Below are 12,914 nucleotides of genomic sequence, written 5' to 3' on the forward strand. Positions count from 1 at the left end.
GTGGCCGCGGCCCTGTTGGCGAACGTCCTGTACAGCACCGGTTTCGTCCTGGAGAAACGGGCGCTCGCGGCCCTGCCCCAGGTCACCGTGCGCGAACCGGCGAAGCTGCTGCGGCTGGTCCTCGGCAGCCCGCTGTGGATAGGCGGATCGCTGTCGTTGGCCGCCGGTTTCGCCGCACAGCTGGTCGTCTACCGCACGCTCCCGATCGCCGCCGCGCAGGGCATCTTCGTCTCCGGCCTGGTACTGCTGGTGCTGCTGTCGGCGCGGCTGCTCGGCGAGGAGACCACCGGCCGCGAGCGGTACGCGCTCGGCGCGATCCTCGCCGCGCTGCTGATGGTCGTGCTGTCGCTGCGGGAGGACACGGACACCGTGGGCAGCGAGGCACCGTACCCCCTGATCCTCCTCGTCTGCGTACCCTCGCTCGCCGCCGGCGTCTGGCTGTACGGCTCCGCCGAGCGCCGCGCCCGCCACCGGCACCGGCTGCCGACGACCGGCGTCGAATACGGCGTGGCCGTGGGCGTGCTGTACGGCGTCAGCTCGCTGGCCATCAAGGGCGTCTCCAACTACCTCACGGCAAGCGGAATCGGCGAGGCGCTGCTCAATCTCCTCCGCTCCCCGTATCCGTATCTCCTGCTGTTCACCGGCGCGTTCGGGCTGGTCATGTCGCAGGCGGCGCTGCAACGCTGCCGGGCCTCGCTGATCGTGCCGGTGTGTACGACGGTGACCTGCCTCTATACGGCCGTGCTCGGCACGCTGTCGTTCGGCGAGGCGCTGCCACAGGAGCCGTTGCGGCTGGCGTTGCGGCTCGCGGGCACGGCGCTGGCGATCACCGTACTGCTGACCATGCCCAAGCACGACCGGCAGGCAGCCGCCCAACCCTCCCTCGGTGCCAAGGAGTTGACACCACCGTGAAACCCGACGACCCCCTGCTCCAGATCCTGGCGTGTCCGCTGGACAAGGGCCCGCTGCACCTCGTCACGGATGAGACGGACGAGACCGACAAGGAGGAACTGCTGTACAACCCGCGCCTGCGCCGCCGTTACCCGATAGTCGACGGCATCCCGCAGCTGCTGCCCTCGTCCGGGGAGCAGGTCACGGACGACGAACACGAGGAACTACTCAAACTCGTCAAGCGGATGGCCCCATGACGACCACGGACCCCAAAACCCTTGCCGCCCGTGTGGCGCCTCTGCTCCCGACCCGCCTGGTCGCGGCAGCCGCCCGGGCCGTCTACCCCCGCTTCGAACCGGAGCTGGCCCGGCTCGGCGAGCTGTGCCCACCGGACTGCGGCACGGCGGTGGACATCGGCGGCTGGTACGGCCCCTGGACGCGCCGCCTGGCAAGGCGTGCCCGCGAGGTCGTAACCGTGGAACCGGTCCCCCACCTGGCACGCCTCCTCGCCGGCACGGCCCCACCGAACGTCCGCGTGATCCGCGCCGCCGCCTCCGACCGCCCCGGCATGGCCCGCCTCTGGCTCCCGGCGGACGACCCGGGCGACAGGGGCGTGTCGTCCCTGGTCCGCCGAGACATCCACAGCCGTGCGCTGGACGTCGGATGCGTAGCCCTGGACGACTTGGGGCTCCGAAATGTCGACTTCATCAAGATCGACGTGGACGGCGGCGAACTGGCGGTGCTGCGCGGCGCGACGGGCATCCTCTCCCGCGACCGCCCGGCCTTGTTCGTCGAGCTGGAGTCCCGCATCCAGCCGATAGCCCGCGTAGTCACCTACCTCTCCCTGCTCCGCTACGACGGCTGGGTCCTGCCCGGCGACACCTGGGTCCCGCTCGCCTCCTTCCCCCTGGAGGCCCACCAGGCGGAGGCCGCCCACGTCGTCTCCCAGGGCCTGCTCCCCCGCGTCCTCCCCTTCCGCCACCGCCCCCGCTACATCAACTCCGTCCTCTTCCTCCCGGACGGCCGCCGTCCGGGCGGTCGCGTGGTGAGCGACGAGGTGAGCGACGATGGGGGGCATGCCGTCCGCAACGCGCCCCCCAGGCCCCTTCACCCCCCTCGACTTCCAACTGGTCCTGCTGCGCCGCATGGCCGACCACAATCCGGACCTGGTGGCGGACGCACGAGCTGAACTGGGCGCCTCCATCGCGGACATGCGCGAGGCGAACAAGCGCTGGCAGGCAATGCTCCACTCACCGCGGGCGCGAGCGGCGGCGTCCCGCTACCGCTCGATCCTGGGCGCCCCGGAGTCGACGATCCCGCGCACGATCGGCGACCTGAAGTGCGAGGCCTGGCAGTGGCCGCTTCCCCTCTGGCCGGACCTGCGCTTCGAGGTACTCGTCGCCCCGAACGGCGCGGTGTGGAACGAGTGGCTGGTCCGCGCGCCGGGTGCGGAGAGCCCGACCCTCCGCACCCTGGACGACCTCACCCCCTGGTCCTGCACGGTCGACGAGGCAGCCCAAGCCTTCGCCCCGGCCCGCCCACTGGAGGGTTCGGCCCCGACTCGGTGGGGGCTGGCGTTCACGGCGCCGGATGGGGAGGGGAGGCGTCGAGAGGTGGTCGCGGAGTTCACGTGGGGGTTGCTGCAGCGGACGGCGGTCGGCGACGTGGTGGTGTAGCCCGTGGCGTTGCCGTCACCACTGCCGTCACACCGGTCCCGGCGGCGCCATGGATTCTTCAAACTACGGCCGGTCGAAGGTCTCGACCTTAGTGCGGTACTTCAGCCCTCCCTGGACTTCGGGGAAGATCTCAACAATGAAGTCCGGAAGAGCCCCCGCTGAGGGCTTTCCATCAGCTCCACGACTACCGGGCTCCGCTTGCCAATCCACCAGGTGGACGACTGCAGCATACCTACCATTGTCGAGCCGAATCTCCACTTTCTCCGCGTCGACATAATTTCCTACGGCTTCGAGTCCGCCGAGTTCCAGTACCCCGTCCGAGACGAGGAGATATGGATCAGACGAGACGAGGAGATAGGATCGCTCTCGTTCGCTCAGATTTCCCGGATCCTCCACGCCGCGCACGGCAACCTGGAATGCCCCGTTACCTCCAATGTTGATCGGCACAAAGGCGCCGACCGAGATCTGGCGTTCGAGGGCAGAGTCCTCCGCTACCTCATCCTCCCACTGATCCAGCTCGTTGACGTGGTCGAAAGCGCTCGCACGCCAGACGCCAAACAGGCCGGCACTGGTCGCCACAGCGTGAGAGACGTCCAAGTCACGCAACTGCATGGCTCTGCCCCACCTAACATGTTCTGACTGTGATCGAGATGCTGCACACCAAGTCGCCTGGTTGCAGTCCTTGCTTCTTAAGCTGTGCTGATATTTGAGACCCGAGGCTTCGGTTCACCGAACTATCGAGTGGCCACATATTACTGACGTCATCAAGCCCGCCGAGCTAAAGGTCGATCTTGTGGTCGATGTCAGTTCCAGGAACTGACTGATTTCCGGCTCGACGCCAGACATCAGCAGCACTTCCCGAACGCTGAACCTTTGTCACAATGAGCTGCGGAGCGGAATTCAGAGCAGCAACCTTTTCGTCAGCCGCCGCAATCTGTTCCGGCGACCGGTCGGGCTTGTAAGTCAGCTCAAGTTTCGCCCCCTTGCAATTGTGGACCAGGACCGGCGTGTCGCCTGCCAGCACATAGTACGTGTGCAGGCCAGCCCGCTCCTACCTGCAAGTTTGCTGGTCAGCGGGCGATTTGGCAGTCGCCGGATGTTCGTGCCCGTGCGCTGGAGTCTGCTGGTGTTGCCGTCACTACTGCCGTCAGTGGTCTACACTGCCTGGGGAATTCCAGGAATTCCGAATGCGTGTCAAGCGGCTTTGTCGTGCGGGGTGAGGCTGATGGTCAGGTCGGCGCCGAGAGCCTGAGCCAGGCGGCGCAGGAGGGGAAGCGTGGGCACGGTCCCGCCGCCTTCGAAGCGGGAGATCTGCGGCTGCTTCATCCCGCACCGCTCGGCCAGCTCGGCCTGGGACAGCCCGAGCTCGATGCGCCGGTCGTGGACGAGTTGCCCGAGCTCACGGGCGAGCACGGAAGGCGGGTCCTGCATGGTTCCTCCCCGCCTCAGGCCGCTGGGGCGACGATGGTGACGGTGGGCTCGTCTCCGCCGGCGAGGTGCACGTCCACCGTGAGGTCCAGTGCGCGGGCCAGGCGCATGATGACCGCGATGGGCGGCAGCTCGGTGGCCGTCTCGATGCCTTCGATGTCATCGACGTCGACGTGCATGCGCTCGGCGAGATCGGCCTCGCTCAGACCCAGCTGCTTACGCCGGTCGTAGACGGCCTTGCCCAACGTCATGGCGAGGCCGGCCTCTTCGTAGACCCGGTCGTACTCGGGGTCAGCGTCCAGGTGTTCGCCCAGCAGCTGGCGGTGGCGACGGGTCCTCCATTCGCTGTGGTTCATCGGTTCTCCTTGAGGTTGCGGCTGTAGAGGTCGTGCTCGGAGGCGGCTTCATGCTCTGCCTCGCACAATCGCTGTGCGGCGTGGGCGCGGTCCACTTCGGCCTGCTCGCGCATCTTGGTCTTGCGGAACACGGTGAGCAGCACGACACGTCGGCCGGGCGCCAGCCAGTAGGTGATCCGCTGATGGGCATCGCCCAGGCGGAAGCGCAGCTCGCGGAGCTTGCCGCCCAGGTGGCGGGAGTGCGGTTCGTCGAGCGTGGTGGGCTGCTCGGCGAGCAGGTCGGCGACGCGTTCGGCCTGCTTGTAGTGATGGGCGGGAATGTTCTCCAGCCACAGCCGCACCTCCGGCTCGATCTCGATCGAGTACCGCCCACTGTCCATAGCGCCGATGATATATGGCACGGGGTGCGGGAACGCGACTTCGTAGTTCAGGTCGTGTGCCGTCGCCGCGACCGCAGCCACTCCAGCGTCGCACTCCCCCGTATTCCCCCTTTCGTCCTGATGCCACGGCGCCGCCCGCAAACCAGCGGCAACCTGCCGAGGCGGCGCAGGGTCGGCTTCTTTCGGCAGGATCGGGCCCGAGCGGGAGAGGCAGCGTACGGCCGGGCTGGTGCGTCGCCCAGTCTTGCGGCGCGGGGCCGGGGCGGGAGGGAGCGGCCTCCGACGGGTGGCCGGGAGCTTCGCTCCCCGCCGGAGGCGACGCAGGCCACCGCCCTCGGCGAGTCCGGCGGCGGGCGTGAGGGTCGGCCCCCTGGTCGGCCATGTGCCTGCGATCCGGCCGTAGGACGGTCGTGGGCGACAACTTGCTCCGCCAGGAGCCCGGTTCCGATCATCCCGGCAATCTGGCCGGTTGCCGCTCTCGCAGTCCTGGACCGTTCCCTTGCCTGGGCGGCTGGCCTCCCGAGCGAACGGCGGGCTTGTCAGCGACGGCGGTCAGCCAATGCGGGTGGGGCCCGCCTTGAACCTCGTAGAGAAAATCTGAACGCACCGCCCTGACAGCCCTGACCAGCGTCCCGGCACGGCGGGTCAGTGGCCCCGCTTGCCGCTGCCCGTCTCCAGGGCCTCGACGCGGCCACGGAGGTCGGCAATCTGCTGAGCGGCCTCGGCCAGCGCACGTTCCAGTGCCTCGACGCGGGCAGTCGTCCCACCAACGGGTGCGGTCGCCTCCGGGCCGTCGAGGTCATCAGCGTTGTCGGCGACGTGGTCGTGGTGGGCGACGAAGGCTCCCTTGCCGGGACGGGAGATGGCCCACCCGTCCTGCTTCAACAGGGCCATGGCCTTCTGCACGGTCAGGCTCGCCGCCCCGAACTCCCGCATCAGCACGGCCTGCGTCGGCAACGCGTCCCCCGGCCGCAACCCGCCCGAGCGGATCCGCTCGCGCAGGGTCTCGGCGATCACCTCGAACGTCAGCGGCACCCCGCTGCCCGCCGGCCTGCGCCCGCGCCTCGCCACCACCAGGCCGGTCACCCCCGCTTTCCACGCCCTCTACCAGCGAAATCCAGCCCGTCCAAACCGGGAAACCGGCCCCACACTACCCGCGTCCCACCACCCACAAGAAAGGAATCAGGAGGGATGCGCTTGAATGCGCCGGTGAGGCGATGTTAACGTCACGCACCCGCCGGTGATCACCACCCGCGCCCCGCCGACCAGGCCCGCCCGGCCCCGGCCCCGCGCCCAACTTCGAGGCGCCCCGTTCCCCTGTGAGCCGACAACTTCGGCCTGCCCACGCCGCCCCGCGCCGTACCGCTTCCGCGCTCCCGCCGAAAGGCCCCTTCCCGCATGGGAACCGTGGCGACGGCCAGTTGGGCGGCGAGGACGGCGCACAACGCGAATTGACGGTCGTCGGGGATGACGCCAACCACTGGCGCAATGCGGACCAGATCGTCGCCGTCGGCAGCTTCGATGACGACGACCCGGACGGCAAGATCACTGGCTCGGACGCTCCCGATCTCCTGGTGAAGTCCGCAGGGGAACTGTGGCTGTACTTCGGGAGCAGAGATCCGAACGGGTTCCTGGACGACGTGCCACCGGTCTCTCTCGGCGACGCCGACTGGCAGAACATGACCCTGATGGCGCCCGGCGACCTCAACAAGGACGGCCTGCCGGAGCTCTGGGCCCGGGACATCAGGAGCGGCAAGATCCATCAGTACACCAGCCGTCCCAACCCGGTCGCAGGTGACACCACCGCCGCCGACCTCACCGTCTACGGCGAGCCCGGCCCTCGCGAGACATCGATCGGGACCGGCTTCACCGCCGCCGCGTACCCGCACCTGTCGACCAACGGTGACTTCGAGGGCGACGGCTTCGCCGACCTATGGGCACGGGACGGCCAGGGCAGTTCCGTCGAGTTCCCGGGCAGGGCGATCGCCGGCGGTTCCGCCTTCGGCGGGGCCCGTCCCCTCGTCACCGGCGGCACCCCTTGGGCCGAGTGCGAGAACTTCAAGTCCTCGGCCACCGGCGAGCACGCGCTCTGCGGCCCGATTCTCGCGAAGTACAAGGCGCTTGGAGGGCCGTCGGACTTCGGTTACCCCGACACCGACATCAAGACCGCACCCGACAAGATCGGACGGTACGCCCACTTCCGCAGCCCCGGGAGCACGGCCATCAACCGGTCCATCTACTGGAGCCCGGACACCGGTGCGTGGTCGGTGAGCGGCGCCATCTGGACCAAGTGGGGTGAGCTGGAGCGCGAGGCGGGCTACCTGGGCTATCCGACCTCGGACGTGCGTCGCGTCGGCAATGGTTCCGGTCGTGTCACCACCTTCCGCAAAGCGGGCAAGGCCGGAGCCGTCAACTGGGAGCCCGACATCGGAGCCTTCGCGATGACTGGCCGTATCTACGCCAAGTACCGGGAGCTCGGCGGACCGGTATTCATGGGCTTCCCCATGACGGACCAGAAGTCGACATCCCCGAAGGCCGGTGCCTACCAGCGGTTCCGCGAACCCGGCGAGGACGGCTACACGGCGTCCATGTTCTACAGCGGCGCCACCGGCGCCTGGCCGGTATTCGGCTCCGTTCAGAAGAAGTGGGAGGAACTCAGAGCGGAGGACGGCTGGCTGGGCTTCCCCACCTCGGTCGAGTACGAGGTGGCCGGTGGGGTCCGCACGGACTTCGAAGGCGGCTACATCCGGTGGAACCGCACAAGCGGAGTCGCAGGCGGGCACAAGGAGGACGACAGGACCGCGCACCTGCGCACCGACCTGTCCGGTGATGTCAACGGCGACGGCCGCACCGACCTCATCACGGTCTACAACTACGAGAACGCGTCCACCGGGATACACGTCCTGCCCGGCACCGCCGCCGGCGGATTCAAGGCTCCGGACGAGGAACCGGCGTGGGCGAAGCACCCGGGCCGGATACGACTACACCCGCAGCAAGTGGGCCGCGGGTGACTTCAACGGTGACGGCCGCGCGGATGTGGCGGGCTTCTACGGGAACGCCGACGGGAGCATCACCGTGTGGTCCTTCCTCGCCACGGCCGAAGGCACCTTCGAGGAGACCAAGGCGCTGACGATCCCCAAGGGAAGCTGGGACTGGGACAAGTCGACCCTGCTCGCCGGCGACATCAACGGCGACAAGCGGGCCGACCTCGTCGCCTTCTACGACGAAGGAAGCGGTACGACGAGCGCGCACAGGTTCCTTTCCAAGGCCGATGGCACGTTCAACGCTCCTGCGAATGTGTGGACGAGCAACGCCGGTTCCTGGCACTACGGGAGCGCCAAGTACGCGATCGGTGACACCGACGGAGACGGCAAGGACGATCTGATCGGCATCTACGGCTACAGCACCGGAGCCGTCGCCCTCATGACGTTCCCCGCGACGACGGGCGGTGCGATCGGCAAACCGCTCAAGTCGTGGAATGTCGAGCCGGGCAACTGGGAGTTCGAGTGTGTGGAGCTGACCAGCGGTGACTACAACGGCGACGGTCGCGCCGACGCCGCCGCGATGTACGGCGAGGACGAGGGCGTCACCGGCCTGCGCACGTTCCCGGCCAAGGCGGACGGCCGGTTCGGAGACCCGCTGAGCAGTTGGCGTAGCAATGCGGGCAGTTGGCACGTCGGCAATTCCGGCACGCCGTTGTCCGGGGACACCGATGGCGACGGGCGGGAGGATATCGCCGTCATGTACAACTACGCGAACGGCTCAACGAGGGCGATCGCCTTCCGCAGCCGGGAGGACGGCGGATTCAACGGTCCGCGAGGTTCCTGGTACGCGGAACCCGGCACCTGGTAGGGCTGCGGGCGACTGACGCTCACGTGTGGCACGAGCTTCAGTCGCCCGCGAACCCGGAAGGGCCGCTTCTAGCGGCCGCAGCCAGAACCGCCTCGACCACCCCCGCCAACGACCCCGGATGCAGAAACAGGAACAGATTCGGCTCGACCAGTTCCAGTTCCATCACGCGTGGTGCGCCGTCGGGGCCGTCCACGAGGTCCACGCGGGCGTAGAGCACGTCCGGGGCGTCCGGTATGGCGGTCAACGCGCGTTCGGCGACGGCGGGTTCGGGCGGGGTCGGGGTCCAGGGGGTGAGGTCCGGGTGGGCCACCTGGGTGCGTCGTATGCCGTGCCGGGTGTCAGTACCGCCCGCTTGTGGCTGGCGTGCAGCAACCCTCAGCCGAAGAACTGCAGCGCCCGCTCGCCGCTGACGTCGATGCCGCGCATGTACGGCTGGATCATCGCGGTGAGCCCTTCGTCGTGCATCCGCGCAAGATGCCGTACGGCGGTGTCGTGGTCGTCGGGGGTGTAGCGGGCGGCGTAGCGGGAGCCGGCCCCGACTCGGTGGGGGCTTGCGTTCACGGCGCCGGATGGGGAGGGGAGGCGTCGGGAGGTTGCCGCGGAGTTCACGTGGGGGTTGCTCCAGCGGACGGCGGTCGGTGACTAGGGACCTTGAACAAGTGCAGGTTGGTCACGGCGAGGGTTTGCTCCGCGTCGTACGCCTCGAACGTGCTCATCCGCTGGAAGCCGAGGCGGGTGGCGAGCTTGAGCGAACGCTCGTTGGCTGTCTGCGTCACGACCAGGACCGGCTGGTCGGGCAGCTCGTCGGCAGCGGCGCGCAACGCAGCCGTGGCGGCCTCGAACGCCAGGCCCGCGCCCCAGGCGTTGTGCCGCAGCAGGTAGCCCAGTTCCAGCTCCCCACCGTCCTCGGTGACATGCCCGGGAAGGTCGGCGGAGCGTCGGTCGAGCACGAGCGTTCCGATGAGCCGGTCGGTCGTCTTGTCGGCGATGACGAACGTGCCAGGCTTGTTGGCCACGTTGGCGATACCGGCCGCATCGAGATACTGCTCGACAGCACTCCGGGGCCTCGGTCCGCCGAGGTACATCCGGACCCGTGGATCGGTCTGAAGCTCGATGATTCCGTCGCGGTCGGCGTCGTGGGCCTTGCGCAGCCGGAGTCGGTCGGAGGTGATCACCGTGGCGGACAGCATGGAGGAGGCATTCATGGGAGCCATCCTGTACGAACCCCCTGCCATGGATCCTCGTCCTGTCAAGCCAGGCAGAGGAAAGACAGCCAATCCCCAGAAACACCCCATATCGCAGCCGGTGATCCGCCACGATGCCCCCATGAACGAACACGGATTCCTGGAGAGCACCAAGCAGTTCGCGCTCTACCTGTCCGAGCTCCAGAACGGCCTCGATCCCGAGTCGTACGACCTGCTGCTGCGCATCCTCAAGGGCACCAACGACGCGATGGTCCACCGCAACACCGACATCGACATCGCCCTCTCCCCACGCGAACAGGAGCTGTTCACCCCCGAGTTCGGCAAGCAGCTCCAACAACTCCTGACCCTCCTGGGCCCACTCGGCACGCAGACCTTCGTCGACGTCGGAACCTCTACGGGCACGGATCCCGATCAGAGCGACAGTGAGCGGGAACGACTCCGCCGCGAGGTAGAGGCGATCGCCAAGGCCAGCGGCCTCGAACCGTAGCCACGCGGTTGCTGTCCCGGCCCGAAGTGCCGGGACAGAGCTTCGGAATCAGCTCAAGGCCTTACCCACCTCATAGATCGTGGGCCTGTCCTCAGGAACAGGGCTGAGCATGGCGTCAACCAGTTCGCCCAGCTCGCCAGGCACCCTCACAGGCCGACGCCTGCCGCTCGCCACAGCCTCTCTCTGCACCGGGCGCGGGGCATCGTCCGGGTACTCGACCGCCCGCCAGCCTGTGGCGGAGATGAGCAGGGAGGCGCCGAGTGCGTAGATGTCGGCTTCCTGCGTCAGCTCGGCTTCGCCGGTTGCGAGCACGCTGCGCGCGATCTCCGGCGCCTCGTAGTGGACGAGGCAGCCGCGGAACGGGAAGTCGTACCCCTCGGGCACGTGCCCGCCTCGGGCAAGGGCGAGGTCGATGAGGTGGGTCCGATCCGCGCCGATGATGAAGTGGGCGGGCTGTACGTCACCGTGTGCCCAGCCCCTGACGTGGAGTTCGGCCAGTGCTTCGACGCATCCCAGCGCCACGCTGGTGTGCGGTGCAATGGACGAGTCAGGCTGGCGGCACGGCTCCCATAGCTGGTACAGGTCCGGCCTTCGTGCCACGGCTGAAAGTTCCAGGTTCCCTGCTCCCACTCGCCGTACGCGAAGTCGACGAAGCCGAGGCGATGGAGCACGGCTCCTTCGCGTGCGGGTGCGAGGGCGGTCCAGGGCTGGGCGGACCAGTCGGCAGTGGCCTCGATCGGATAGCCGACCTTCACGGCATAGTGACCGCGATGGCTCTCGACCTCCCAAACCATTGAGCCTCGGCGATCGAGAACCAGGCGTTGGGCCATGGGCATGAGCGCGTCGAGCACCACGATCGGCAGTTCAGGAGGTGACCCTGACAACGTCTGTTCTCCTTCCGGGCGAACGCGGCCAACCACGAACGGAGGCTGGCCGCGTCGCCGATGCGGTGGGCGCTATGCCTGACCGTACGGTCGGCCGCAGTCCGAGTCGCACTGCGCGAGGTTCGTGCCGTCCACGGTCCACAGGTCGTCGAAGACCATGAACCCGGCCCGCGACACCGGTAACTGAAGGGTGACCATGGCACGGACCGAGTACTACGACGACCCGGCGGCACCTGAGCCGAACAGCTTGGTGGTCGCCGCTTCCGCCGTGGTTACCGACGACGAAGGGCGCATTCTCCTTCAGCGCCGACGGGACAACGATCTCTGGGCGCTACCCGGTGGCGGCATGGAGATGACCGACTCACTCCCGGGAACGGCCGTCCGCGAGGTGAAGGAGGAAACGGGTCTGGACGTGGAGATCACCGGGCTCGTGGGCACGTACACCGACCCTCGCCACGTCATCGCCTACTCGGACGGTGAGGTGCGCCGACAGTTCAACGTCTGCTTCACCGCCCACGCGGTCGGCGGCCGACTCGCGATCTCGGACGAGTCCACGGAGCTGCGGTTCGTCCAGCCGGAAGAGATCGACCAACTGCCGATGCATCACACGCAGCGGCTGCGGATCCGTCACTTCCTGGAGCACCGTGAGCGGCCCTATCTCGGCTGACTTCGTGGTTTGCGGGTGACGGCAAATCTGACGGCGACGACGACACACAGAAGCCGTTGATCACGACGTCCTTCGTTGTAACTCAGTCAGGTGCGGCTGCGTTGTGCCCGCAGAGTGCGGCCGTAATGGCTGCGCCGAGTTACGAGCACTCGGCTGCGGCCACGATCGCCTCAACCACACCCGCCACCGACCCCGGATGCAGGAACAGGAACAGGTTCGGCTCCACCAGCTCCAGTTCCATCACCCGCGGTTCACCATCGGCACCGTCCACCAGGTCCACGCGCGCGTACAGCAACTCCGCCCCGTCCGGTACGGCGGCCAACGCCCGTTCAGCGACGGCGCGTTCGGACGGAGTCGGGGTCCAGGGTTCGAGGTTCGGGTGGGCCACCTTGGGTGCGTCGTACGCCGTGCCGGGGGTGAGCACCGCCCGCTTGCGGCTGGCGTGCAGCAACCCTCCGCCGAAGAACTGCAGCGCGCGCTCGCCGGAGACGTCGATGCCGCGCATGTACGGCTGCACCATCGCGGTCAGCCCTTCCTCGTGCATCCGCGCAAGATGCCGTACGGCCGTGTCGTGGTCGTCGGGTGTGTAGCGGGCGGCGTAGCGGGAGCCGGCACCGGAGGTGGGCTTGACGACATACTCGTGGTCGTGGGGGAGGTGGGCCGTATCCCCGGGCGCTATATAGCTAGTCGAGACGACCGGCACTCCCGCCCCCGCAAGATCCCCGAGGTACCGCTTGTCGGCGTTCCACCGCACGACCTCGGCCGGATTCGCCAGCCGTGTCAGGGTCGCGCACTTCTGCGTCCACGCCAGGAATTCGTCCGCCCGCCAGCTGTAGTCCCAGGTGGAGCGGATGACGGCCAGGTCGTACGCGGCCCAGTCGGCGTCGGTGTCGTCCCAATACACCGCCTCCGTCTCGGCTCCGGCCTCGCGCAGCGCCCGCAGGAGCACGGGGAGGTCGGCGTCCTTGCTGGGCTCCGGTCGGGGGTCGTAGGTCACCAGGGCGACTCGGGGCACGGCAGGGCTCCATTCTCGTACGGGTCCCCGCAGGCTAACCGGGGCGCCCGCAGCCGGGACAACCCATTTGGAC

General features: G+C 68.2%; 14 protein-coding genes and 4 pseudogenes. 8 read left to right on the plus strand and 10 right to left on the minus strand.

Features of this window, described 5'->3' with window-relative positions; genetic code table 11:
- Genes QQY66_RS14545 through QQY66_RS14560 form a run of 4 tightly spaced genes read left to right on the plus strand, consistent with a single transcriptional unit; the run spans position 1 to position 2,567 of the window.
- Entirely contained in the window at positions 1-912 is a 912-nt protein-coding gene (locus tag QQY66_RS14545) for a hypothetical protein (RefSeq protein WP_301987315.1), read from the plus strand.
- Entirely contained in the window at positions 909-1,148 is a 240-nt protein-coding gene (locus QQY66_RS14550) for a Trm112 family protein (RefSeq protein ID WP_301979836.1), read from the plus strand. The genes QQY66_RS14545 and QQY66_RS14550 overlap by 4 nt, the downstream gene beginning before the upstream one ends.
- The gene (locus QQY66_RS14555; RefSeq protein ID WP_301979837.1) at positions 1,145-2,080 is read left to right on the plus strand and encodes an FkbM family methyltransferase; all 936 of its coding nucleotides are present in this window, start codon (positions 1,145-1,147) and stop codon (positions 2,078-2,080) included. The genes QQY66_RS14550 and QQY66_RS14555 overlap by 4 nt, the downstream gene beginning before the upstream one ends.
- Entirely contained in the window at positions 1,968-2,567 is a 600-nt protein-coding gene (locus QQY66_RS14560; protein ID WP_301979839.1) for a hypothetical protein, read from the plus strand. Before QQY66_RS14555 ends, QQY66_RS14560 begins: the two co-directional genes overlap by 113 nt.
- Positions 2,568-2,630: 63 nt before the next feature.
- Here the strand turns inward: QQY66_RS14560 and QQY66_RS14565 are convergent, their stop codons facing one another.
- From QQY66_RS14565 to QQY66_RS14585, 5 genes and pseudogenes are all read right to left on the minus strand, one after another.
- Positions 2,631-3,179: a hypothetical protein gene (locus QQY66_RS14565; RefSeq protein WP_301979841.1), complete on the minus strand. Its 549-nt coding sequence runs from the start codon at positions 3,177-3,179 to the stop codon at positions 2,631-2,633.
- Between the two features lie 582 nt (positions 3,180-3,761).
- Positions 3,762-3,983 (minus strand): annotated as a pseudogene (locus QQY66_RS14570) (helix-turn-helix domain-containing protein); the annotation flags it as partial.
- A 29-nt stretch (positions 3,984-4,012) separates the two neighbouring features.
- A complete protein-coding gene (locus QQY66_RS14575; RefSeq protein WP_103815984.1) occupies positions 4,013-4,351 on the minus strand; it encodes a helix-turn-helix domain-containing protein in 339 nt (112 codons plus the stop codon).
- Positions 4,348-4,731 (minus strand): type II toxin-antitoxin system RelE/ParE family toxin, encoded by a 384-nt coding sequence (locus QQY66_RS14580; RefSeq protein WP_301979844.1) that lies wholly within the window; start codon positions 4,729-4,731, stop codon positions 4,348-4,350. The genes QQY66_RS14575 and QQY66_RS14580 overlap by 4 nt, the downstream gene beginning before the upstream one ends.
- A 645-nt stretch (positions 4,732-5,376) precedes the next feature.
- The gene (locus QQY66_RS14585) at positions 5,377-5,817 is read right to left on the minus strand and encodes a winged helix-turn-helix domain-containing protein (RefSeq protein ID WP_301979846.1); all 441 of its coding nucleotides are present in this window, start codon (positions 5,815-5,817) and stop codon (positions 5,377-5,379) included.
- A 233-nt stretch (positions 5,818-6,050) separates the two neighbouring features.
- Here QQY66_RS14585 and QQY66_RS14590 point away from each other — a divergent pair, with 233 nt between their 5' ends.
- Together QQY66_RS14590 and QQY66_RS14595 are read left to right on the plus strand one after the other, a co-directional pair.
- Entirely contained in the window at positions 6,051-7,742 is a 1,692-nt protein-coding gene (locus tag QQY66_RS14590) for an LGFP repeat-containing protein (RefSeq protein ID WP_301979847.1), read from the plus strand.
- A gap of 10 nt (positions 7,743-7,752) precedes the next feature.
- A pseudogene (locus tag QQY66_RS14595) lies at positions 7,753-8,583 on the plus strand (FG-GAP repeat domain-containing protein); the annotation flags it as partial.
- A 37-nt stretch (positions 8,584-8,620) separates the two neighbouring features.
- On the opposite strand, the pseudogene QQY66_RS14600 reads toward QQY66_RS14595, so the two are convergent.
- Together QQY66_RS14600 and QQY66_RS14605 are read right to left on the minus strand one after the other, a co-directional pair.
- Positions 8,621-9,120: pseudogene (locus tag QQY66_RS14600) on the minus strand (hypothetical protein); the annotation flags it as partial.
- Positions 9,121-9,188: 68 nt separating this feature from the next.
- Positions 9,189-9,788, minus strand: coding sequence for a GNAT family N-acetyltransferase (locus tag QQY66_RS14605; RefSeq protein ID WP_301979849.1), 600 nt, complete (start codon positions 9,786-9,788; stop codon positions 9,189-9,191).
- A gap of 121 nt (positions 9,789-9,909) precedes the next feature.
- Between QQY66_RS14605 and QQY66_RS14610 the strand changes: the two genes are divergently transcribed.
- A complete protein-coding gene (locus QQY66_RS14610) occupies positions 9,910-10,275 on the plus strand; it encodes a hypothetical protein (RefSeq protein WP_301979850.1) in 366 nt (121 codons plus the stop codon).
- 48 nt (positions 10,276-10,323) lie between these two features.
- On the opposite strand, the pseudogene QQY66_RS14615 reads toward QQY66_RS14610, so the two are convergent.
- Together QQY66_RS14615 and QQY66_RS14620 are read right to left on the minus strand one after the other, a co-directional pair.
- Positions 10,324-11,159 (minus strand): annotated as a pseudogene (locus QQY66_RS14615) (protein kinase).
- Between the two features lie 72 nt (positions 11,160-11,231).
- Positions 11,232-11,357 (minus strand): hypothetical protein, encoded by a 126-nt coding sequence (locus tag QQY66_RS14620; protein ID WP_301987768.1) that lies wholly within the window; start codon positions 11,355-11,357, stop codon positions 11,232-11,234.
- On the opposite strand from QQY66_RS14620, the gene QQY66_RS14625 reads away from it, so the two are divergent.
- Complete coding sequence (locus QQY66_RS14625; RefSeq protein WP_301979851.1) at positions 11,356-11,826, plus strand: NUDIX domain-containing protein; 471 nt, start codon at positions 11,356-11,358, stop codon at positions 11,824-11,826. The genes QQY66_RS14620 and QQY66_RS14625 overlap by 2 nt on opposite strands.
- A gap of 139 nt (positions 11,827-11,965) precedes the next feature.
- Here the strand turns inward: QQY66_RS14625 and QQY66_RS14630 are convergent, their stop codons facing one another.
- A complete protein-coding gene (locus tag QQY66_RS14630) occupies positions 11,966-12,841 on the minus strand; it encodes a RimK family alpha-L-glutamate ligase (protein WP_301979852.1) in 876 nt (291 codons plus the stop codon).
- Between the last annotated feature and the right edge of the window lie 73 nt (positions 12,842-12,914).

The sequence above is a fragment of the Streptomyces sp. DG2A-72 genome (assembly GCF_030499575.1).
Taxonomy (GTDB): domain Bacteria; phylum Actinomycetota; class Actinomycetes; order Streptomycetales; family Streptomycetaceae; genus Streptomyces.